We start from the raw sequence: 21090 nt of genomic DNA on the forward strand, positions 1-21090 counted from the left end.
CTCTCATAGCATTGGCCGCGCACCGTGCGCCGCGTTAAATAGGGCGAATACTCTCTTCATCCAGATCTGCATCGAAGAACCGACGCAGAGTCTGGATATTGGTATCCGCAACGATGGACTGGCGAGCCTGCGCCAGTTTTTCTTCATAAATGGCTTGCCGCCACTCCAGCGGAGTCCGCTCCGCCGGATTATCGTCTTCCACCACGCTGAGTTCAACCGTGCGGCTATGTAACTCACTGAGTGCCTGCGCCAGTGTCTTCTGTGCCGAAGGCGAATTCAGATGACGCTGCGAAGACCGCAGGTGGAGACAAATGCTGTCCGGAGCCAGCTGCTGCTTAAAGGCGTTTAACGCCAGTTGCTGCACCAGTTTCGGTATTTTTAGCTGGTCGATCTCTGCCGCCCAAGGATCGCGCTCGATGGACTCAACCACCAGTTTAGCCGACAGCTCAGGCGTTTTTTCATGTTCGAGCGCCGTACGCAACGCTTTTGGCGTGGCCAGCGGTTCCGGCGCGGCTTCAGGTTCGGTAAGCGCACGCCAGCGATAGGCCTCCGGCTTGGCCGGCTTCTCCGTCACGATCTTTTCGGCCTGACGCTTCTGGCTGCGTTCGGTTACCGAGGCTAAACGCTCTAGTGCCGAGTTAGCCGGCCGCGCTATTCCTGGCGCCGCCGGCTCATTCTTTTTTGCGGTGGATGCCCCCTGTTGCCGCAGCAACTGGGTTCGCGCTTTAAGTAACTGCGCGGTAGCATCCGGTAAATTTGTTGGTTGAGTATTCTGCACTGACGCAGCCTGCCCCAAGGGAGGTGGGGCATCTGGATAGGGAGAAGGTGGCGCAACGGCCATATTCCCCTGCGGCTGTGCGGGCGCGGTCTGTACCATGGCCACCGGCTCTGGGATCACCGCTTTGGGGTGAAACGCCAGCGCGCGCAGCAGGGTCATCTCTACGCCCATACGGCGATCCGGGGCAAAGGCCAACTCTTTGCGGCCAACCAGCAAGGTTTGATAATAAAGCTGTACGTCCGTTGGCGGCAGGGTACGCGCCAGCTCACGTAACCGCTGCTCAATCGCAGCGTAATGATTGTCCAGCACCGAGGGCAGCAGTTGCACCATCGCAATGCGGTGCAGCAGCGCCAGCGTCTCCACCAGCAGGTTTTCCCAATCCACGCCGCGTGACGCTGCCTGGGCGACCTGCGCCATCACTTTTTCACCGTCGGCACTCACCAGGGCTTCCAGGATGGCCAGCGGCTGCTCATCATCCAACGTCCCCAGCATCTGGCTGACGGTGTCGGTCGTCACCTGCCCCTGCCCCATGGCAATCGCCTGGTCGGTCAGGCTGAGGGCATCGCGCATACTGCCATCGGCGGCGCGTGCCAACAGTTGCAACGCGCGGGCATCGCTGGTGATGTGCTCTGCCAGCAAGACGGTTTCCAACTGGGTGCGGATTTGTTCCACGTCCATCGCTTTAAGATGGAATTGCAGGCAGCGAGAAAGAATAGTGACCGGCAGCTTCTGCGGATCGGTGGTTGCCAATAGGAACTTGACGTGCGCAGGCGGCTCTTCCAGCGTTTTCAGCAACGCATTGAAGCTGTGGCGCGAGAGCATGTGGACTTCATCGATCAGGTAAACCTTGAAACGGCCACGCGCCGGGGCGTATTGCACGTTATCGAGCAGATCGCGAGTATCTTCCACTTTGGTTCTGGAGGCGGCATCGATCTCGATCAGATCGACAAAGCGCCCCTGCTCAATTTCACGGCAGTTATCACATTGGCCGCAGGGCGTCGCAGTGATGCCTGTTTCGCAGTTCAAACCTTTGGCCAACAGACGCGCAATGGTGGTTTTACCCACGCCACGCGTGCCAGAGAACAGATAGGCGTGATGGATCCGCCCCAGAGAGAGGCCATTAGCCAGCGCCGTCAGGACATGCTCTTGTCCGACAACCTCTGCAAACGTTTGGGGGCGCCACTTACGGGCAAGAACCTGATAGCTCATTAAGACTTCATCACTGATTTATGGAGTAATTTCAACCCAAGTAGTACACCACAACGTCGAGGACATTGCCATGTGGGCGGCCTGCTGGTACCGAGGTTGAACCGATACCCTTTATCGTCCGATGGCCACTCACACTTTAGTGTAACAGTACGCCCGCCGTCATTCCTATAACTTTGCATCATGCCTGCCAGGTGCAAACCTGTTAGCCCGTCAAGATAGGGAACGCTTTGGCATTTTTAGCAAGGAACTGATGGGGGCGAAACAGAAAATGTCAGAATACAGCAGAGAATACGGGGAAGTAGTGATTCTACGTCAACCCCGCAGCGAACCACGGGGTTGTCTATCGAAGCTATCAATGCCCGGCGAAGTCGAGCAGGCAGTAGCAATTGATACCCAGATTATTCAGGCGCGTTTCGCCCCCGAGGTCCGGCAGGTTGATGATGAATGCCGCGTCTGTCACCTCACCACCCAAACGGCGGATCAGCGTAGCGGTGGCTTCGATCGTGCCACCGGTGGCCAGCAGATCGTCAACGACCAGTACTTTGTCGCCAGCAACGATGGCATCGGTGTGAATTTCCAGCTTGTCGGTGCCGTATTCCAGCTCATAGCTTTCGCTCAGCGTCGCACGCGGCAATTTGCCCGGTTTGCGTACCGGCACAAAGCCAACGCCCAGCGCCAACGCTACCGGTGCGCCGAACAGGAAACCACGCGCTTCAGTACCCACCACCTTGGTGACGCCCGTATCGCGGTAACGTTCGACCAGCAGTTCAATACTGGAAGCATACGCCAGCGGGTTTTCCAACAGGCTGGTCACATCACGGAACAGAATACCCGGCTTCGGGTAGTCGGGAATGGTTTTGATACTGTCTCTAATATACTGAAGCTGTTGCGCAGTCGCGGTCATAGTTATTGCCTGATAAAACTACCTGATAACTTCCACACAGGCCTGCAACCACCACGCTTTGAACAAAAAAACGTCGGGAGGAAACCTGCGCACGAAAACGCCCAAATCTATGCAAAAAGGCGGATAAATGCAACTGACGCCGCACGATCAGCGCTGTTTTTGTTGCGGCAGGTCAATAACTGGCAGCCTGAGCATAAAGGTCAGCAAAATAACCAGGATCGCCAGCAGTACACCTCGCACCCACCAAAGGTTCACCAACCAGAGGGAAGCGGCAAAAGTCAGGACAATAACCAGCACCGCTTTCCACTTGGCTCCTGGCGGTAACGCCTTATGCTGTTGCCAATGCCGCAAATAAGAACCGAACCAGGAGCGATACAGCAACCAATGATGAAACCGCGGTGAAGAGCGTGCAAAGCACCAGGCAGCCAACAACAGAAATGGGGTCGTTGGCAGCAGTGGCAGCACCACGCCCAACGTTGCCAGCACCACGGCTAACCAACCCAGTATAATCAACAACCAACGAGTCATGCCTGTCCTTACCTATCATGATGGCCCGTTTACTGTAGCATCCTTGGCCATAATGCTGCCAGTTGGCGGCTTTATCCATCCGAAGCTTGTCTGATCTCTCTTTCACGGGCAAGCTTAGGCACTTACTGCCTTATCAAAGGATCTCACGTGACTACGCAACGCTTATTACAGGCGCTTGAACAACAGATCGCCGCCCTGGCCAGCGAAATCCAACCGCGAGGTGATACTCCGATCTCGCAGGCGCGGTTTGACGTTGCCCTGTTCTCCAACCACGGCACGCGGTTACGAGATTATCTGGCCGAGATACAAAAGAACTTTGCCCAGCTACAAACGGCGGTCAAAGACAACCGTACCGCCCACGTCGCCTTTCTGGCAGAAAAGCTGGTGGCACAGCTCACCGCGTTACAGCGCGAAATGGCAACCCAGACGATACGGCGTAAAAATCAGCCGAAGGAAGTGGCGGTGGTCGATTTGTACCATAAGCTCGCCGAACATCAGGATTATGAACGCCGCCTGATCGCCATGATCCAGGACCGCGAAAGTCTGTTAGGGCAACAAACCACCTTCGCCGCGCAGAAGAAACTACAACAGGAACTGGCCGCATTCGAGGGCAGATTAGTGCGTTGTCGGCAAGCGTTGGCGCGCATAGAGCGCAGTATCGAGCGAAAAGAAAACGGTTTTTGAATATTTGTCACAATATTTTAATGATTATTCCCCTCCCCGCGCCAGGTTCACTATACTCAGCCAAAGCACAATCTCGTCTCTCCTGCGTTTAAAACACGCGAAGATCCCTTTACTCACACCAACGTTGGACTTATGTCGCTAGAGAATGCCTCCCCAGAATTACAACTGGCGGTAGACTTGATTTACCTGCTGGAATGCAACGAGATCGATCCGGCAACGGCGCTGGCCGCGCTGGACATTGTCAGAAAAGACTATCAGGAAAAGATGCAGCGTGCAGGCATCACCTCACCATATTTGCCCGCGGGCCAATGATCATGGCCCGCTAGCGTTATCACCAGGTTCCTACACCGCAGGGTGATCACCGATGCCTGGAACCTGCGCCCGCTTGACCTCCTGCACTTCGTTGCCCTGCTGGTTATGCAGGTACACTTCCAACTGGTTGAAGGCGATATTAATGTCGTTCTCACGGCATAGGCGGTCAATCGCCCGGTTCAGTTCATCCACGGTATAGCTGCGATCGCGCAGCTCACGCACGTACAACCGCAGCTCATGATCCAGCGTGCTGGCACCAAAGTTGAGGAAAAAGACCATCGGCTCAGGATCCGTCATCACGCGCGGGTTTTCATGCGCCGCCTGCAACAGCACCGCCTTGACCTTGTCCAGATCGGAGCCATAGGCCACTCCCACTTTAATCAGCACGCGGGTAATGGTGTCTGACAGTGACCAGTTAATCAGCCGCTCGGTGACAAACGCTTTGTTAGGAATGATCACTTCTTTACGGTCAAAGTCCGTAATGGTGGTAGCGCGAATCCGGATCTTGCTGACCGTCCCGGAGTACGTGCCGATGGTGATGGTATCGCCGATCCGCACCGGGCGTTCAAACAGAATGATCAGGCCGGAAACGAAGTTGGCAAAGATTTCCTGTAAACCGAAGCCCAAACCTACCGACAGCGCCGCCACCAGCCACTGGAGCTTGTCCCAAGAGACGCCCAGCGATCCTAACGCAGTGATGGTCCCTACCGCCGTGATCAGATAGGTCAGAATGGTGGTGATGGCGTAAGACGCCCCCTGCCGCAACTGCAGGCGGGATAACACCAACACTTCCAGCAACCCCGGCAGGTTACGCGTCATGACGTAAGCGACGATCACCGCCAGGACGGCCACCATCATATTGCCCAACGTTACCGCCTGCGGTATCACACTGCCCGCCACGTTGCTGGAGTAATGCCATAGGGTAACGCTGTCGAGGTAGGAGATCACCGTGACCAGATCCGACCATATCGCATAAAACGCACTGGCGAAGATCAGAAACAGCACCATGGTGGTCAAACGCAGCGACTGCTGGTTGATTTGATCCAGCGCCAGTGGGGGTTCCTCTACCGGCTCGTTACCTTCGGCCCCCTCTTTCTCTTTGGCCTGGTTTTGGCGGCGCGCAAGGGCACGGCGATAGGCCAACCGACGAGCGGCCACGCTCAGGCCACGGATCGCTGCCAGATAAACGATATTCCACAGGAAGTACAGATAGAGGCTATCGATCCAACGGCCAGCCAAACGTAACGTGGTATAGAAGTAACCGGCAAACATCAGCCCTAGCAGGATCACCGGTGTGGCAGCCAGCGCAGTGACCATCAGCAACCGCACTTTATGGGAGTCTTTTTCACGCCAATGGTCGCGGCAGATAGGGAACACCAACACCGATAATAGCGCCAATGTCAGGATCACCACCACCTGGCCAATAACATCTTCGACCAATCTCAGCGGGGCTTTTTCGCCCAGCACTGACCAGAAGATCAGTGGTAACAGGGCAAGTCCCAACCTGAAGGTCTGGCGGCGATAGTGCGCACAGCGATCGGCCGGGATATTAAAATGCCGCTGCGAAATACCTCCCGGGGCCAGCATGCGGAAAGTGAAGCCAAACACCAACCAGAATAACGCCAGCTGTTGTGACAAGGCCCAGATAAAATCGCTGATGCTGAAATCGGCCCGATAGAACCAGAACCCGGCACCGAGCAACAGTAAAGAGCCCGGTAACACCTTTAATAAGGTGAGCAGAATGGCTTTCGGCGTATGCAGTTGGCTATCGCGCTTTAGCTGGCCGACATCATTGGCCAGCTTTTGCAGATGCCTGTCAATCAGGCGGTAGCGCCAGCGCAGTAGGCCAATCACTACCAGCAACGGGATCAGGAACACCAGGGCATGCAGTCCGCCCAACAGCAACTGTCCGGGTTCGAATTTAAAATCCAGCCCGGCCAGCTGTTCTTTCACCGCGCCAGGCAGCCCCTTGAGCCAAGCGAAATCGATAGGCTTGTTGCTGTTAACCCAGAAAATCTGCTGGGTCAGCGTGTCCTGTACCGAGCTATAGACGCTGGTCAATTGCTGCTGATTAATCTGCAGGTTGATGGCCAACGACAGTTGGTTATTGAGCTGTTTATTCAGTTGATCGAGCAGCTCACGGCGCATATCGACAATTTCATTCAACGCGTCAAGCACGTCGCCGTTGGCCTTTTCCTTACTGTCCGCCACCAGCTTATTGATGAAGTCATCGCCCTTGAACAGCTCATCGCGCTGCTGGTTGATCTCAAACTGCTCCAGCCGTAAATCCGCGATCTGGGTGCTCATATCCGCCACCAATGTGCCCGGCGGCAGGTTTTGCTGCTGCTGATAAAGAATGCGCGATAACACCAGGCTGCCCTTCAGCACCTGGATCTGCTCTTTCAGGTTTTGTTCCGATTGCAGGCCGCGATCGAGCCAGTTTTTCACCTGAATATTTTGCTGGAACAGGGTATTACTTTCTTGCGTGGCGGTGATCAGCCGCTGGCTGATTTGCCGGTTGATGTTCAGCTCTTTGCTCACCAGTTTGTCGCTCTGGATATCGCTGGTATCCTCCGGATTCTGCGCCTCTTTCGCCGTTTTTTCCGACAGCGTCAGCCGTTTGCTGTTTGCTGTTTACCACATCCTGCAACACCTGCACTCGGTGATCCAGGGCATCGATGTTCATGGTGGTGTAATCACGCTGCTTCTGGAGCAGGTCTTGTAACGTTGTGTTGGCATCCAGGCTTCTGCGTTGCAGGTCTATCTCAGCATTGAGCAACACCTGCTCCGTATTGAGCATGACCTGCTGGGTGCTGCGTAATACCTGCTGCCCCGGTGCACGATCGCTTAGCAGGTTACGGATTTCCTGCAGGCGCTGGGAAGCCGTGTACATACTGCTCTGTACGCGCTCTGGCTGGGTCTGCAGTGAGATAAGCTGGCTGTTGTAGGTGGAGAGGCTTTCCTGGGTGTCCTGCAGTTCGTCCAACGTCTGATACAGGCGGCTTTCCAACTGACGCAGGGAAAGCGGTAGCAGTTCGGCTCGCGTCACCGCTTCATCAGCCGGATTTTTCAGCGACTCCAGATCCCGTGTGACCTGTTGTAACTTGGCCGGGGCCTGCTGAACCTGCTGTTTAAGCTGATTGACCTCTTGCTTGATACGATCGATGCCGTCAAGCAGTTCCAGCGTGCGATTTAAGTCCTGTAGAGAGAGCTTTTCGACCGGCGTCAGGTTTTTCTGTTTGTTCAGCGCCTCTATCTGGCTCTGAATGTCACTGCGCGCAGGGAGGTCGCCGCTTTGTGCCGCGAACGCGCCCAAAGGCAGAACCAGCGCCGCCAACAACAAAAACCATAGCGTAATAATGCGGAATTGGCCCGCAGCGTAAGACAGGGAAACAGTTTGTACTACGGGGAGAATACGCCTGCGACTCATGATTTAGCGTCGGTTTAACCATCAAGCGTCAAGGTTATCACGATCGCAGGTCGGCGATGAATAAGAAAAGCATTGCAGGACATGAATCGCCTGGGACTCAGAAAGTCAGCACTTTCTCTGCCGCCAGCGTCCACTGAGCCAATTCCACCAGCGTGCCAATTTCTACGCCATCGGCCAGCTTCAGTTGGCTGACGCCACGGGCATCGGCACAGGTTTTACAGAGTTTGACCGGTACCTGTTGCGCCGTCAGAATTTCCAGCATCTGCTGCAAATGATAACCTTCACGCGGCTGCTGCCCGGCAATGCCCGCCACGACCGCATCGGACATCAGAAATAGTTTTAACTGCAGCTTGGGCTGCTGTTCTTTCAGGGTGATCGCCAGACGTAGCGCATTGAACAACGATTCCTGGCCATAAGCCGCACCGTTGGCAATCAGTAACAGAGATGACATTTGGATTCTCCTTATCGAGGTCTACCGGGCTGGCGCGTTCACACGTAGGGAAGGGCTAAGCTGCGCCATTTCTAGGAAGCTGTCGACCAAGATACTCGCCTCGGCTTTGAGATCAAAGCTTTCCGGCATAAACAGCCAGTTCTCCATCAGGCCGGTGATGTAAGCACGCAGGATGATTGCGGCCCGGCGGGTATGCAGATCGGCAGGGAGTTGCCCGTGATCCATACTGTTGCGTAAAACGCGTTCGATACGATCATAGCCTTCAAGGTAAAGCACCTTGCGAGCGTCATGTAACGGCATCATTTCGCCAATAAATTCGCATTTATGGAACACGATCTCCATCAATGCCCGGCGCCGACAGTCATCGACCGTAGCGGTCAGAATATAAATCAGAATTTCTCTTAAAATACGCAGTGGATTATCGGGATACTTTGCCTGATACTCTATCTCCAGATCGCCTATTTTCGACTCTGAGAGCTCCCAAACTTCATTAAACAGGTCTACCTTGTTCTTGAAGTGCCAGTAAATTGCACCACGCGTAACCCCGGCAGCGGTTGCGATATCAGTCAAAGAGGTTGCCGAAACGCCACGCTCGGAGAATTCCCTCACTGCGGCGTCGAGGATCTGTTGTCGTGTTTCTTGCGCCTGCTGTTTGGTTTTTCGTGCCATGATGTTGTTTTTTAGGGGCGGTGTGATTTACATACATTCGCGAATGTATGTACCATAGCACGCAGATAAAATTAACGCAGCAATGGGTTTTAAAGCTTGTGATCCATTGATCAATTTGAAATCGGACACTTGAGGTTTTTCTATGAACAAAAACAGAGGGTTAACGCCTCTGGCGGCAGTTCTGATGCTTTCAGGCAGCTTAGTGCTTACAGGATGTAACGATAAAGAAACCCAGCAACAGGCCCAACACCAGGCTCCTGCCGTGGGTGTGGTGACGCTGAAGGCTGAACCTCTCAATATTACTACCGATCTTCCTGGCCGTACCGCAGCATACCGCATCGCCGAAGTTCGCCCTCAGGTTAGTGGCATCATCCTGAAACGCAACTTTACTGAAGGCAGCGACATCAAGGCGGGTGTTTCACTGTATCAAATCGATCCAGCGACCTATCAAGCCGCTTATGACAGTGCCAAAGGCGACCTGGCCAAAGCCCAGGCCGCGGCAGAAATCGCGCGTCTGACGGTCAACCGTTACAAGCCTTTACTGGGTACTAGCTACATCAGTAAGCAAGACTTCGATAATGCCAACTCCACACTGCTGCAGGCTAACGCTTCCGTGATCGCTGCCAAGGCCGCAGTGGAAACCGCGCGTATCAACCTGGCTTACACCAAAGTGACTTCCCCAATCTCTGGTCGTATCGGCCTTTCATCGGTAACCGAAGGGGCGCTGGTGACTTCCGGTCAGGCCAATGCGCTGGCTACCGTGCAACAACTGGATCCGATGTATGTCGACGTGACCCAGTCAAGCAACGACTATCTGCGCCTGAAACAGGAATTGGCTAACGGCACCCTGAAACAGGAAAACGGCAAGGCCAAAGTGAAACTGCTGCTGGAAAACGGCCAGGCCTATGCGCAAGAAGGAACGCTTGAATTCTCCGACGTGACCGTTGATGAAACCACCGGTTCCATCACTATTCGTGCCATCTTCCCTAACCCGAACGATGCCTTGCTGCCAGGTATGTTCGTGCGCGCCCGTCTGGACGAAGGCGTGCGTACCGATGCCTTGCTGGTTCCGCAACAGGGCGTCACCCGTAACCCGCGTGGCGAAGCTACCGCGATGGTTGTCGGTGCGGACGATAAAGTGGAAGTACGTACGCTGACCGCCGCGCAGGCGATTGGCGACAAGTGGTTGGTGACGGCTGGTTTGAAACCGGGCGATCGCGTCATTGTTTCTGGCCTGCAGAAAATCAGACCTGGCGTTCAGGTGAAAGCGCAAGAAGTTGATAGCAAGCCACAGACTGCGTCTGAACCCGAGAAGAAGTCATAAAAAGGAGCCGGTAATACATGGCTAAGTTCTTTATAGATCGCCCCATATTTGCATGGGTAATCGCCATCATCATTATGTTGGCGGGCATCTTGTCGATCATGAAGCTGCCTATCGCGCAATATCCGACCATTGCGCCACCAGCAGTCACGATCTCCGCCAACTACCCGGGCGCTGACGCCAAAACGGTGCAGGATACCGTGACGCAGGTTATCGAACAGAATATGAACGGTATCGATAACCTGCTGTACATGTCCTCCAACAGTGACTCGTCCGGTAACGTCCAGATTACGTTGACCTTCAACTCTGGTACCGACCCTGATATCGCTCAGGTACAGGTACAGAACAAGCTGCAGCTGGCAATGCCGCTGCTGCCGCAGGAAGTACAGCAACAGGGCGTTAGCGTTGAGAAATCAAGCAGCAGCTTCCTGATGGTCGCGGGCTTTATTTCCGAAGATGGCAGCATGACGCAGGAGGATATCGCGGACTATGTAGGTTCCAACATCAAGGATCCTATCAGCCGTACCTCTGGTGTGGGTGACGTTCAACTGTTCGGTGCCCAGTACGCGATGCGTATCTGGCTTGATCCCAACAAACTGAACAACTACCAACTGACCCCGGGCGATGTTATCGCTGCGATCAAGGTTCAGAACAACCAGGTTGCTGCAGGCCAGCTCGGTGGGACTCCACCGGTGAAAGGCCAACAGCTGAACGCCTCGATCATCGCGCAAACCCGCCTGACCTCACCGGAAGAATTCAGCAAGATCCAGCTGAAAGTCAACCCGGACGGCTCGCAGGTACGCCTGAGTGATGTGGCCAAGGTTGAACTGGGCGGTGAGAGCTACAACGTCATTGCCCGTTATAACGGTAAGCCTGCTGCCGGTATCGGTATCAAGCTGGCAACCGGTGCCAACGCCCTGAACACGGCGTCAGAAGTCAAGGCAGAACTGGCCAAACTGGAACCGTTCTTCCCTGCAAGTCTGAAAGTTGTTTACCCTTATGACACCACCCCATTCGTTAAGATTTCCATTAACGAAGTGGTAAAAACCCTGATTGAAGCGATCATCCTGGTGTTCCTGGTGATGTATCTGTTCCTGCAGAACTTCCGCGCTACGCTGATCCCAACGATCGCCGTGCCGGTAGTATTGCTGGGGACGTTCGCCATCCTGGCAATGTTTGGCTTCTCGATAAACACCCTGACGATGTTCGGCATGGTGTTGGCGATAGGCCTGCTGGTGGATGACGCCATCGTGGTGGTAGAAAACGTCGAGCGTGTCATGGCTGAAGAAGGCCTGCCGCCAAAAGAAGCCACCAAGAAATCGATGGAACAGATCCAGGGCGCATTGGTGGGTATCGCCATGGTGCTGTCAGCGGTATTTATCCCGATGGCCTTCTTCGGTGGGTCAACCGGGGCAATCTATCGCCAGTTCTCGATTACCATCGTTTCCGCCATGGTGCTGTCGGTATTGGTGGCGTTGATCCTGACGCCTGCGCTGTGTGCCACCATGCTCAAACCGATCCCGAAAGGCGATCACGGCATCAAGACCGGCTTCTTCGGCTGGTTCAACCGCCTGTTTGAGAAGAGCACCCACCACTATACCGATAGCGTAGCGAACATTTTGCGTAGCACCGGGCGTTATCTGGTGATCTACCTGCTGATCGTGGTTGGTATGGCGGTGCTGTTCATGCGCTTGCCTTCCTCGTTCCTGCCGGACGAAGACCAGGGCATCCTGCTGACCATGGTACAAATGCCAGCGGGTGCCACTCAGGAACGTACCCAGAAAGTCCTGGACGAAGTTAACCGCTACTACCACGAGAAAGAAGGTAACAACATTAACTCGGTGTTCACAGTTAATGGCTTCGGCTTCAGCGGCCAGGGTCAGAACACCGGTTTGGCGTTTGTCAGCCTGAAAGACTGGTCTGAGCGTAAAGGTGAAGAGAACAAGGTACCGGCAATTGCTGCTCGTGCAATGGGAGCTTTCTCGCAGATTAAAGACGGCTTGGTATTTGCCTTTAACCTACCAGCGATTGTGGAACTGGGGACGGCGACCGGCTTCGACTTCCAGTTGATCGATCAGGCTAACCTGGGTCACGAAAAACTGACCGCAGCACGTAACCAGCTGTTGGGCATGGCGGCAGAACATCCTGATTTGCTGGTCGGCGTTCGCCCGAACGGCTTGGAAGATACGCCTCAGTTCAAACTGATCGTCGATCAGGAGAAAGCACAAACGCTGGGTGTTTCCCTGAGCGATATTAATACGACTCTCGGCACCGCACTGGGCGGCTCGTATGTGAACGACTTTATCGACCGCGGTCGTGTGAAGAAAGTGTACGTGCAGGCTGATGCTCCGTTCCGTATGCTGCCTGATGATATCAATAACTGGTATGTGCGAGGTAGCACCGGGCAGATGGTTCCGTTCTCCGCCTTCTCCACGGCGAAATGGGAGTTCGGTTCACCGCGTCTGGAACGCTACAACGGTCTGCCATCAATGGAAATCCTTGGCCAGGCTGCCCCGGGTAAGAGTACCGGTGAAGCGATGGACATGATGGAACAGCTGGCGGCGAAACTGCCAAACGGCGTCGGCTATGACTGGACCGGTATGTCCTATCAGGAACGTCTGTCCGGTAACCAGGCTCCGTCACTGTACGCCATCTCACTGATCGTGGTGTTCCTGTGTCTGGCTGCTCTGTATGAGAGCTGGTCGATTCCGTTCTCCGTTATGTTGGTTGTGCCACTGGGCGTCATCGGTGCTCTGTTGGCCGCGACCATGCGCGGGCTGGAAAATGACGTTTACTTCCAGGTAGGCTTGTTGACAACCATTGGGTTGTCGGCGAAGAACGCGATATTGATCGTGGAATTCGCCAAGGACCTGATGGATAAAGAAGGTAAAGGGCTGATCGAATCAACGTTGGAAGCGGTACGTATGCGTCTGCGTCCAATCCTGATGACGTCACTGGCCTTTATCCTCGGGGTTATGCCGCTGGTTATCAGCAGCGGCGCAGGCTCCGGCGCTCAGAACGCGGTAGGTACCGGCGTAATGGGCGGGATGGTGACAGCTACCGTCTTGGCAATCTTCTTCGTACCGGTGTTCTTCGTGGTGGTTCGCCGCCGCTTCAGTAAAAAGACTGAAGATATGGAACACGCCCATCCGGTTAAGCATCACTGATGCTTTCCTACTGACAACCAAGGCCGCGCAAGCGGCCTTTTTTATGCCTGCTAGTTAGCCAATAGACCCAACGCTGATCCACGCAATTTTGAGGTTGATCCCGATCCCAGAGAGGTGCATAATAATTGTTATAGTATAACATAACAATTGAGGTTATCATGAAGGCAGGCATCCATCCAGACTACCGCACCGTGGTATTTCACGATCTTAGCGCCGATACCTACTTCAAGGTGGGGTCGACCATCAAAACCGATCGCACTATCGAGCTTGAAGGTAAAAGCTGGCCCTACGTCACCATAGATGTCTCTTCCGCTTCGCATCCGTACTACACCGGCAAGCAGAAAGAGTTCTCAAAAGAAGGTAGCACCGCGCGCTTCCAGCAGCGGTTTGGCCATTTGGTTAACAGCAGAAAATAATCGGGGTTGATGATGCAAGTATTGAGTTCACTACGTTCGGCGAAGGGTCGCCATCCGGATTGCAAAGTTGTGCGCCGTCATGGCCGCATCTTTGTGATTTGTAAGTCCAACCCGCGTTATAAAGCGGTACAGGGACGTAAGAAGAAGCGTTAAGCCAAAGTGTCACTGGTAACCAAAGCCCCGTTGCTGCTCAACGGGGCTTTTTTATTGCCAAATGCCACTGCAAAGGAAAAACCCACCGCATGCGGTGGGAGGAAAATTTACTTCATGCTGCCAACAATGGCCTCGACGTTGTGTTTGAATGCCTGCACATAGCTGGCTGCCGGGCCTTGCGGTTTGGATAGTGCTTCAGGATACAACTCACCTCCCGCTTTCGCCCCCGTTGCTGCCGCGATCTGCTGCACCAAGCGCGGATCCGTTTGGTTCTCAATAAAGTAGGCATGAACCTTTTCCTGCCTGATCTGCTTGATCAACCCGGCAACATCGCTGGCGCTGGCTTCAGCCTCGGTAGAAAAACCGACCGGGGCAAGGAAAGTGACGCCGTATTCTTGGCCAAAATAGCCGAAAGCATCATGGCTGGTAAGCACCTTGCGCTTTTGCTGTGGCACCGCTGCGAACTGTGCTTTGGCCCAACCATCGAGCTGCTGAAGCTGTTGAATATATTCACCACCACGTTGGCGGAAATAGGCGGCATCGTCAGGATCCGCAGCGATCAGCGCATTCATCACGTTGGTCGCATACTGCACGCCATTGTTCATGCTGTTCCAGGCGTGTGGATCGGTGACCTGTTTGCCCTCTTCTTCCATGCTGCGCGACTCGATCCCTTTGGATGCGATGATCACCGGCCCCTGATAACCGGAAGCCTTCACCAACCGATCGATCCAACCTTCAAGCCCCAATCCGCTGACAAACACCACATCGGCCTGCGCCAGCTGCTTGCTGTCTTGCGGCGATGGCTCAAAACTGTGCGGATCGCCATCAGGGCCAACCAGCGTGCTGACCTTTACATGTTCACCCCCCACCTGTTTGACGATATCGCCAAGAATAGAAAAGCTGGCCACGGCCTCAACGGTTTTCGCCTGCGCTAACGGGCTGGCGAGCAGAGCAGCTGCCACCAGTGTTATGGATAAAGATTTCATGTTTTCTCCTTGCAGATAGCACTTCTCAATGACGCGCACGGCGCAACATCCCGCCACGCGTCCCAAACAAAATCGACATTAAAAACATCACGCTGGCACTGAGGACAATCGCCGGGCCTGCGGGCAATGAAGCGTAGTAGGACCACTCCAGACCAACCAGGCTGGCGAGCAACCCAATCCCCATAGCCACGGCTAATGTCTGCGGTAAATCTCGCGCCCAGAACCGGGCGCAGGTCGCCGGTAGCATCATCAGCCCCACCGACATCAGGGTGCCAAGGATTTGAAAACCGGCCACCAGGTTGATCACCACCAAAGCAAGAAAAAGCCCGTGGATCCACGCCAGCGAGCCTGGTGCACTGACGCGTAAAAAAGTGCTGTCAAAGGATTCAATCACCAGAGCCCGATACAGCACTGCCAGCATCATCAGCGAAATACTGGCGATAATGCCTACCATAACCAACGCCTGCGCATCCACCGCCAGGATCGAGCCAAACAGTACGTGCAGCAGATCAACGCTCGAGCCGCGTAAAGAGACCAGCGTGACGCCCAACGCCAGCGACCCCAGATAGAAACCCGCAAAGCTGGCGTCCTCTTTTAACGGGGTTTTGCGGCTCACCAGCCCGGACAGCATGGCTACGGCCAACCCGGCAATAAATCCCCCTACGCCCATGGCTACCAGTGACATGCCAGAAATCAGATAGCCGATTGCTGCACCGGGTAATACCGCATGGGAAAGCGCATCACCCACCAGGCTCATCCGGCGCAGCAATAAAAACACGCCTAGTGGTGCAGCGCTCAGCGATATTGCCAGGCAAGCAACCAATGCACGGCGCATAAAACCAAAAGAGACAAAAGGATCGAGCAGCAGATGGAGTAGCGTCATTACGCGGCCCCCCTCTGATTAGCCGCCGTCGAATAATGCGCTAACACGCGCTCGGCGTTATCCCAATGGCAGAGTTCAGGGGTGAGCAACAACGCTTCGGGGAAATGGTTGGCTACGGTAGACATATCGTGCAATACGGCAATCACCGTTCTTCCCTGCCGGTGTAACTGCGCAATGACCTGCAGCAACAGTTGAGTGGTTGCCGCATCGATGCCGGTGAAGGGCTCATCCAGTAAAATCAGTGGCGCTTGCTGGACCAGTAAACGGGCAAATAGTACGCGTTGCAGCTGCCCACCGGATAACTCCCCCACCGCCTCACGCGCCATGGAACTCATGCCCACGGTGTCTAACGCGCCAGCAATAAGCTGCATGGAGCGTTTATTCACACCGCCAAACAGGCCGCTTTGCGGCCAGCAGCCCATAGCGACCAAATCCTGAACCAGAACAGGAAATTGACGATCCAGCTCCGCCAGTTGTGGCAAATAGGCCATCGCCGGAGCCTTCCCGCCCGCAAAATATAGCTTGCCGCCCAGCAGCGGGTGCAACCCGGCCAACGACTTCATCAACGTAGATTTGCCGGCGCCGTTAACGCCAATCACCGCCGTTAATGAACCGGCGGCAAAACGACCGCATAACGGCGGAAACAGAGGGGTGTGGTCATAACCCACGATGGCATTTTGTAGCGTTATCATGGCAGCGCAACCGCCCACGCAATGGCTAGCCATAGCAAGGTCAGCAATACGCTAACGGCTCCGCAGCGCAAGACTGCGGCTGAGGTAAACAGGGTAACGGGAAGGAAAGGCAGCATGGTTATCGCCAAAAAGATGACAAAAATGTAATAATATAACATCACATAATCTAGAGATCCTCAAGTCGTTCAAGTGCCAATAGTGCAACGGAACGTAACATTTCCAGGCTATCGAGCTGATGCTGCTGGGTGAGCGGCAGAACTATCGAGCGGTAAAAATCTCAAAGCTGGGTAAAAAAGCGTTAACCAGTGAAAAGTTTGCCCATCAAGGCTGGAAAAGGAGTAAGATAGAGGCATAGAATGTGATACAACCAGATATCCAAATGCTAGTAACGCTAAGCCGTTGTTCCGAAGTAGACACACTTTCTGTGAAACAATTAAGGAAAGTGGTCGATAATCAATTATCTGACTTGGTACCGGTGCTCACCAGTGGGCTAAGCTTTTACTCCGAGAATGCACGCTATGTGGAAGGCTCATTAGAAATTATTGAGATTAACTGCATCGGTAATAGCGAGTATTCAATGAGTTACCGCTATCAGTGGTCGATTTTTAACGCATGCCTGGATATCAGTGGTGACGAATACATAAATGATTCTGTCACTTTTACCGTGACGGAAAAGGGTTTGGTGTTTGAGGTTATCGACAACTCACGGCCATCAACCGCTGACGAATTGTAAGTTTCGGTAATAGTAACAGGCTAAATGGCAAAAAATGATTTATATTTAATATGCTGAAAGTTTATTAAGCCTGAGCTAAGCTTCACAACATATGATGTAAATCAATGTACTCACAGAGTGTTATCAACACCGAAATTAAGACTGACGGGGGATGATATGGATGAGTATTCGCCTAAAAGGCACGATATTGCTCAACTCAAATTTTTGTGTGAAAATTTGTACGACGAAGGCATCGCTACCCTGGGTGACAGCCATCACGGCTGGGTAAACGATCCAACGTCCGCCGTCAATCTGCAGCTTAATGAGCTGATCGAACATATTGCTTCGTTTGTAATGAGTTTTAAAATTAAATACATGGACGAAGGTGATTTATCGGAACTGGTCGAAGAGTACCTCGACGATACCTATACCCTGTTTAGCAGCTACGGTATTAATGACTCCGATTTGCGTCGCTGGCAAAAAACCAAGGCACGCACATTCAGATTGTTCTCAGGAGAGGGCGTCTGTACCACAATGAAAACTTAGGGGATAATTATCCTCAAATAAATTTATGGTTAATAAGACTAAAGGTTATCATGACAAAAATTGACTATCTGATGCGTTTGCGTAAATGCACCACGATTGAAACCCTTGAGCGCGTGATCGAGAAAAATAAGTACGAACTTTCTGACGATGAGCTAGAGCTGTTCTACTCTGCCGCCGATCATCGCCTGGCCGAACTGACCATGAACAAGCTATACGATAAAATTCCGGTCGCCGTTTGGAAATTTGTAAGGTAATCAAAGTAGCCTTGCGTTGAGCCGATAATATTATCGGCTTCAATGGTCGCTCAGATTAAGCATTATCTTAAAAACTCAAGTTTACTTGCCCCTGAGTTGAAAATCGTGCAGTAGCAACTGGAAACAGTTTTCAATTAAAGGTGAGTGACTTTGTTTTGCGCTGCGCATAAGTGCCACAGTGCGGTTAAGTAATGGCTGTTGTAATTGAATAACGGTTAATTCTTCATCGTTTAAATGCGTCGTATAAAGCTGCGGCAAAATAGCCACCGCTAATTGTGACCGCACCAAACCATACAGCGTTTCCAGAAAATCGACCTGATAACGCGCCGTTAAGTTCAGACGATGGCTTTCCGCCAGTGCCGATACCAATCGACTGCTATTCCCTTTCGAAAATACCGCAATATCTCTGTTTGCCAATTGCCGCCAGGGCAGATGATATGGATCCGCCAAGGGATCGTCCCGGCGCATCACCGCCACAAACGGATCTTCCTGCAACGGATAAATCTCAAGCCGATCTGGCACCGAGCTGTCCAAAGCCCCTATGCCGAAATCTATCTGCCCATTTTCCAACTGTAGCAGCAGGGAATCATTGGTTTGATCGTGGAATTCTACGCGTAACCGCGGGAAATGTTGCGCCAGCAATCGCGGTACCGCAGGAAACAGCAGGTTGCTCACCGAAGGCACCAGACCGATACGTAACGTGCCATCCCCTCCGGCCAACATGACGCGCTGCATATCATCAAAGGTAGCGTGAGCCACATTCAGCAGCCGTTGCGCATGCGGCAGGATCGCCGTGCCTAGTTCCGTCAGGGTCACAGCAGAGGCCGTTCGATTGACTAACTTCCCGCCAAGCACGGTTTCAATTTGCCTCAACGCACTGCTTAACGCGGGCTGGCTGATCGCCAGACGGCTGGCGGTATCAGTGAAATGTCGTAGCTGCGCCAGGGTCACAAAGTACTGAATTTGCTTGAGGGAAAGCGCGGGTAACCGTCGCCATGGCTCGGACATAACCTAACCTGCCAGAAAAAGAGGTAAACGTTTACCACAGCATAAACGTTTCTTATCACGCAATAAATTAAATCATCTGTGCAAAGCTTACGCCCCCGCCTACAGTAACTCCCTTACTCTTATTCCGGGGATTATCATGACCACCTTTTCTGTCAGTAACGGTGAACGCCAACGTGCCGTACAGGCTGCGCTGGGGAATACGCCGTTTGATCTCTTGCTGAGCAATGCCAACCTGATCGACATGGTCACCGGGGAAATTCGCCTGGTTGATATTGGCATTGTCGGCCCGCTGATCGCCAGCGTTCATCCTTGTGGCTCCTTGCCAACGGCACATCGGACACAAGACCTGGCGGGAGCCTACCTCAGCCCTGGTCTGATCGATACCCATGTGCACGTTGAGAGTTCCCACCTGCTGCCAGAACGCTATGCCGAGATCGTCGTCGCACAAGGCACCACCACCATCTTCTGGGATCCGCATGAATTGGCGAACGTGCTTGGCGTTGCGGGAGTGCGCTACGCGGTGGATGCCAGCCGCAACCTGCCCCTGCGGGTGATCTGTGCAGCGCCTTCCAGCGTGCCTTCGACGCCTGGGCTGGAAATGTCCGGTGCCGACTTTGGCGGCAATGAGATGGATACCATGTTAGCCTGGCCCGAAGTGGGCGGCGTGGCGGAAGTGATGGATATGCACGGCGTGCTGCACGGCAGCGAACGGATGCAGGAGATCCTCAACGCCGGGCTTAACAGCGGCAAATTAATTGAAGGCCATGCGCGCGGTTTGAGTGGCCCGCAGTTGCAAGCCTATCTGGCCGCAGGCGTGACCTCCGATCATGAGCTGACCTCTGCTGCCGATGCTCTGGAGAAATTACGCTCCGGGCTGACGCTGGAGATCCGGGGCTCTCACCCTTATCTGCTGCCTGAAATCGTTGCGGCATTAAAATCGCTGCCGCACTTCTCCTCCCAAATCACCCTCTGCACTGATGATGTCCCGCCCGATATGCTGCTGGAGAAAGGCGGCGTTATCGCCCTGCTCAATCTGCTGATTGAACACGGATTATCGGCCACCGATGCGCTACGGATGGCTACGCTCAATGCCGCCATACGCTTGCAACGTAACGATCTGGGCCTGATTGCCGCAGGAAGGATCGCCGATCTGGTCGTCTTTGACTCCCTGGAACACCTCCAGGCCAGCCGGGTTTACGTTGCTGGCCAGTGTCTGGCAGAGCAAGGCAAAATGCTGGCTCCAGTACAAGCTACGCCAGGCGTATCCGCACCACGTGACACGCTCCATCTGCCACCATTGGCCGCAGATGATTTCATCATGCGGGTTGCAGCCATTCGTCACGGCCAGGCCACGTTGCGCCATATCAAAGGGGCACGTTTCACCCAATGGAATGAAACCACGGTAGAAGTCCGCGACGGCAAGGTACAGCTCCCGCCGGGATTCAGTCTGATTTGGGTACAGCATCGCCACGCCCGGCACCCAGCCAAGCCTCAGTTGGCATTGCTGGAAGGTTGGGGCGAGCTACGCGGGGCGATTGCCACCAGCTACTCTCATGATTCACATAATCTGGTGGTGCTGGGCCGCGATCCTAATGACATGGCGCTGGCCGCTAACGCGCTGATCGCTACCGGCGGCGGCATGGCTCTCAGCCAGAACGGTGAAATATTGGCGCAGGTGGCCATGCCGATCGCCGGTATGCTTTCCGATCTCCCCGCTGCACAGCTGGCGCAGCAGTTTAAAAACCTGCGCGATCTAAGTGCCAAGGTTGCAGACTGGGAACCACCTTACCGGGTGTTCAAAGCGATTGAGGGCACCTGCCTGGCATGCAATGCCGGACCGCACCTGACGGATTTGGGCCTGACCGACGGCACAACACGCCAGATCGTTGATCCGCTGGTTGCCTGCTGGGAAACCCCGGCATAAATAATATATAGGTAAGGCATCGGCGGCTTGTCGGTGCTTTTTTTGGGGGGAGAAAGCTAGAAA

Annotated in this window: 19 protein-coding genes, 1 pseudogene and 1 other annotated feature; of the genes and pseudogenes, 10 read left to right on the forward strand and 10 right to left on the reverse strand. The window is 54.0% G+C overall.

The window, feature by feature from the left end; all coding sequences use genetic code 11:
- Positions 1–34 precede the first annotated feature (34 nt).
- From dnaX to ACMV5H_RS05955, 3 genes are all read right to left on the reverse strand, one after another.
- Complete coding sequence (dnaX, locus tag ACMV5H_RS05945) at positions 35–1987, reverse strand: DNA polymerase III subunit gamma/tau (protein WP_414821589.1); 1953 nt, start codon at positions 1985–1987, stop codon at positions 35–37.
- Positions 638–702, reverse strand: a sequence feature (DnaX frameshifting element). (Overlaps the previous gene by 65 nt.)
- 352 nt (positions 1988–2339) lie before the next feature.
- Entirely contained in the window at positions 2340–2891 is a 552-nt protein-coding gene (gene apt / locus ACMV5H_RS05950) for an adenine phosphoribosyltransferase (protein WP_021180126.1), read from the reverse strand.
- 147 nt (positions 2892–3038) lie between these two features.
- Complete coding sequence (locus ACMV5H_RS05955) at positions 3039–3419, reverse strand: DUF454 family protein (RefSeq protein WP_059200032.1); 381 nt, start codon at positions 3417–3419, stop codon at positions 3039–3041.
- A gap of 147 nt (positions 3420–3566) precedes the next feature.
- On the opposite strand from ACMV5H_RS05955, the gene priC reads away from it, so the two are divergent.
- Positions 3567–4103 carry a primosomal replication protein PriC gene (gene priC / locus ACMV5H_RS05960; RefSeq protein WP_059200031.1) on the forward strand — a complete coding sequence of 179 codons (537 nt, stop codon included), beginning with the start codon at positions 3567–3569 and terminating at the stop codon, positions 4101–4103.
- Between the two features lie 132 nt (positions 4104–4235).
- Entirely contained in the window at positions 4236–4415 is a 180-nt protein-coding gene (rsmS, locus tag ACMV5H_RS05965; protein ID WP_021180129.1) for a pleiotropic regulatory protein RsmS, read from the forward strand.
- 30 nt (positions 4416–4445) lie between these two features.
- Here rsmS and mscK read toward each other — a convergent pair.
- From mscK to acrR, 3 genes and pseudogenes are all read right to left on the reverse strand, one after another.
- Positions 4446–7845: pseudogene (mscK, locus tag ACMV5H_RS05970) on the reverse strand (mechanosensitive channel MscK).
- Positions 7846–7942: 97 nt separating this feature from the next.
- The gene (locus ACMV5H_RS05975; RefSeq protein ID WP_021805459.1) at positions 7943–8296 is read right to left on the reverse strand and encodes a DsrE/DsrF/TusD sulfur relay family protein; all 354 of its coding nucleotides are present in this window, start codon (positions 8294–8296) and stop codon (positions 7943–7945) included.
- Between the two features lie 21 nt (positions 8297–8317).
- The gene (gene acrR, locus ACMV5H_RS05980; protein ID WP_021180132.1) at positions 8318–8965 is read right to left on the reverse strand and encodes a multidrug efflux transporter transcriptional repressor AcrR; all 648 of its coding nucleotides are present in this window, start codon (positions 8963–8965) and stop codon (positions 8318–8320) included.
- A 142-nt stretch (positions 8966–9107) separates the two neighbouring features.
- On the opposite strand from acrR, the gene sdeX reads away from it, so the two are divergent.
- The 4 genes from sdeX (at position 9108) to ykgO (ending at position 14022) form a co-directional block, all read left to right on the forward strand.
- Positions 9108–10289, forward strand: a complete 1182-nt coding sequence (gene sdeX, locus ACMV5H_RS05985) for a multidrug efflux RND transporter periplasmic adaptor subunit SdeX (protein ID WP_021180133.1) — start codon at positions 9108–9110, stop codon at positions 10287–10289.
- 17 nt (positions 10290–10306) lie between these two features.
- On the forward strand, positions 10307–13453 hold the full coding sequence (acrB, locus tag ACMV5H_RS05990) for a multidrug efflux RND transporter permease subunit AcrB (protein WP_094981187.1): 3147 nt from the start codon (positions 10307–10309) through the stop codon (positions 13451–13453).
- Between the two features lie 158 nt (positions 13454–13611).
- The gene (locus ACMV5H_RS05995; protein WP_021180135.1) at positions 13612–13869 is read left to right on the forward strand and encodes a type B 50S ribosomal protein L31; all 258 of its coding nucleotides are present in this window, start codon (positions 13612–13614) and stop codon (positions 13867–13869) included.
- A 12-nt stretch (positions 13870–13881) separates the two neighbouring features.
- Positions 13882–14022: a type B 50S ribosomal protein L36 gene (ykgO, locus tag ACMV5H_RS06000; protein WP_115158626.1), complete on the forward strand. Its 141-nt coding sequence runs from the start codon at positions 13882–13884 to the stop codon at positions 14020–14022.
- Between the two features lie 107 nt (positions 14023–14129).
- On the opposite strand, the gene ACMV5H_RS06005 is transcribed toward ykgO, so the two are convergent.
- The 3 genes from ACMV5H_RS06005 to ACMV5H_RS06015 are packed head-to-tail and all read right to left on the reverse strand — an operon-like array spanning position 14130 to position 16583.
- Positions 14130–15008, reverse strand: coding sequence for a metal ABC transporter solute-binding protein, Zn/Mn family (locus tag ACMV5H_RS06005; RefSeq protein ID WP_115158625.1), 879 nt, complete (start codon positions 15006–15008; stop codon positions 14130–14132).
- 25 nt (positions 15009–15033) lie between these two features.
- The gene (locus ACMV5H_RS06010; protein WP_059200028.1) at positions 15034–15891 is read right to left on the reverse strand and encodes a metal ABC transporter permease; all 858 of its coding nucleotides are present in this window, start codon (positions 15889–15891) and stop codon (positions 15034–15036) included.
- Entirely contained in the window at positions 15891–16583 is a 693-nt protein-coding gene (locus tag ACMV5H_RS06015) for a metal ABC transporter ATP-binding protein (RefSeq protein WP_414821590.1), read from the reverse strand. Before ACMV5H_RS06015 ends, ACMV5H_RS06010 begins: the two co-directional genes overlap by 1 nt.
- Before the next feature lie 379 nt (positions 16584–16962).
- Between ACMV5H_RS06015 and ACMV5H_RS06020 the strand changes: the two genes are divergently transcribed.
- The 3 genes from ACMV5H_RS06020 (at position 16963) to ACMV5H_RS06030 (ending at position 18095) form a co-directional block, all read left to right on the forward strand.
- On the forward strand, positions 16963–17316 hold the full coding sequence (locus ACMV5H_RS06020) for a hypothetical protein (RefSeq protein WP_039995797.1): 354 nt from the start codon (positions 16963–16965) through the stop codon (positions 17314–17316).
- Positions 17317–17472: 156 nt separating this feature from the next.
- Entirely contained in the window at positions 17473–17841 is a 369-nt protein-coding gene (gene tomB, locus ACMV5H_RS06025) for an Hha toxicity modulator TomB (RefSeq protein WP_021180141.1), read from the forward strand.
- Between the two features lie 50 nt (positions 17842–17891).
- Positions 17892–18095 (forward strand): HHA domain-containing protein, encoded by a 204-nt coding sequence (locus tag ACMV5H_RS06030; protein WP_021180142.1) that lies wholly within the window; start codon positions 17892–17894, stop codon positions 18093–18095.
- An 81-nt stretch (positions 18096–18176) separates the two neighbouring features.
- On the opposite strand, the gene ACMV5H_RS06035 is transcribed toward ACMV5H_RS06030, so the two are convergent.
- Positions 18177–19103: a LysR family transcriptional regulator gene (locus ACMV5H_RS06035; protein WP_414821591.1), complete on the reverse strand. Its 927-nt coding sequence runs from the start codon at positions 19101–19103 to the stop codon at positions 18177–18179.
- Positions 19104–19239: 136 nt separating this feature from the next.
- On the opposite strand from ACMV5H_RS06035, the gene ACMV5H_RS06040 reads away from it, so the two are divergent.
- The gene (locus tag ACMV5H_RS06040; RefSeq protein ID WP_414821592.1) at positions 19240–21027 is read left to right on the forward strand and encodes an adenine deaminase; all 1788 of its coding nucleotides are present in this window, start codon (positions 19240–19242) and stop codon (positions 21025–21027) included.
- Positions 21028–21090 lie beyond the last annotated feature (63 nt).

This window comes from Serratia sp. N21D137 (genome assembly GCF_047530005.1).
In the GTDB taxonomy this organism is placed as follows: Bacteria; Pseudomonadota; Gammaproteobacteria; order Enterobacterales; family Enterobacteriaceae; genus Chania; species Chania fonticola_B.

What these genes read in the sequence shown, in the direction of transcription:
- dnaX (WP_414821589.1), bottom strand. Translation starts at nt 1,987, where the DNA reads ATGAGCTATCAGGTTCTTGCCCGTAAGTGGCGCCCCCAAACGTTTGCA.
- apt (WP_021180126.1), bottom strand. Translation starts at nt 2,891, where the DNA reads ATGACCGCGACTGCGCAACAGCTTCAGTATATTAGAGACAGTATCAAA.
- ACMV5H_RS05955 (WP_059200032.1), bottom strand. Translation starts at nt 3,419, where the DNA reads ATGACTCGTTGGTTGTTGATTATACTGGGTTGGTTAGCCGTGGTGCTG.
- rsmS (WP_021180129.1), top strand. Translation starts at nt 4,236, where the DNA reads ATGTCGCTAGAGAATGCCTCCCCAGAATTACAACTGGCGGTAGACTTG.
- ACMV5H_RS05975 (WP_021805459.1), bottom strand. Translation starts at nt 8,296, where the DNA reads ATGTCATCTCTGTTACTGATTGCCAACGGTGCGGCTTATGGCCAGGAA.
- acrR (WP_021180132.1), bottom strand. Translation starts at nt 8,965, where the DNA reads ATGGCACGAAAAACCAAACAGCAGGCGCAAGAAACACGACAACAGATC.
- sdeX (WP_021180133.1), top strand. Translation starts at nt 9,108, where the DNA reads ATGAACAAAAACAGAGGGTTAACGCCTCTGGCGGCAGTTCTGATGCTT.
- acrB (WP_094981187.1), top strand. Translation starts at nt 10,307, where the DNA reads ATGGCTAAGTTCTTTATAGATCGCCCCATATTTGCATGGGTAATCGCC.
- ACMV5H_RS05995 (WP_021180135.1), top strand. Translation starts at nt 13,612, where the DNA reads ATGAAGGCAGGCATCCATCCAGACTACCGCACCGTGGTATTTCACGAT.
- ykgO (WP_115158626.1), top strand. Translation starts at nt 13,882, where the DNA reads ATGCAAGTATTGAGTTCACTACGTTCGGCGAAGGGTCGCCATCCGGAT.
- ACMV5H_RS06005 (WP_115158625.1), bottom strand. Translation starts at nt 15,008, where the DNA reads ATGAAATCTTTATCCATAACACTGGTGGCAGCTGCTCTGCTCGCCAGC.
- ACMV5H_RS06010 (WP_059200028.1), bottom strand. Translation starts at nt 15,891, where the DNA reads ATGACGCTACTCCATCTGCTGCTCGATCCTTTTGTCTCTTTTGGTTTT.
- ACMV5H_RS06015 (WP_414821590.1), bottom strand. Translation starts at nt 16,583, where the DNA reads ATGATAACGCTACAAAATGCCATCGTGGGTTATGACCACACCCCTCTG.
- ACMV5H_RS06020 (WP_039995797.1), top strand. Translation starts at nt 16,963, where the DNA reads ATGCTAGTAACGCTAAGCCGTTGTTCCGAAGTAGACACACTTTCTGTG.
- tomB (WP_021180141.1), top strand. Translation starts at nt 17,473, where the DNA reads ATGGATGAGTATTCGCCTAAAAGGCACGATATTGCTCAACTCAAATTT.
- ACMV5H_RS06030 (WP_021180142.1), top strand. Translation starts at nt 17,892, where the DNA reads ATGACAAAAATTGACTATCTGATGCGTTTGCGTAAATGCACCACGATT.
- ACMV5H_RS06035 (WP_414821591.1), bottom strand. Translation starts at nt 19,103, where the DNA reads ATGTCCGAGCCATGGCGACGGTTACCCGCGCTTTCCCTCAAGCAAATT.
- ACMV5H_RS06040 (WP_414821592.1), top strand. Translation starts at nt 19,240, where the DNA reads ATGACCACCTTTTCTGTCAGTAACGGTGAACGCCAACGTGCCGTACAG.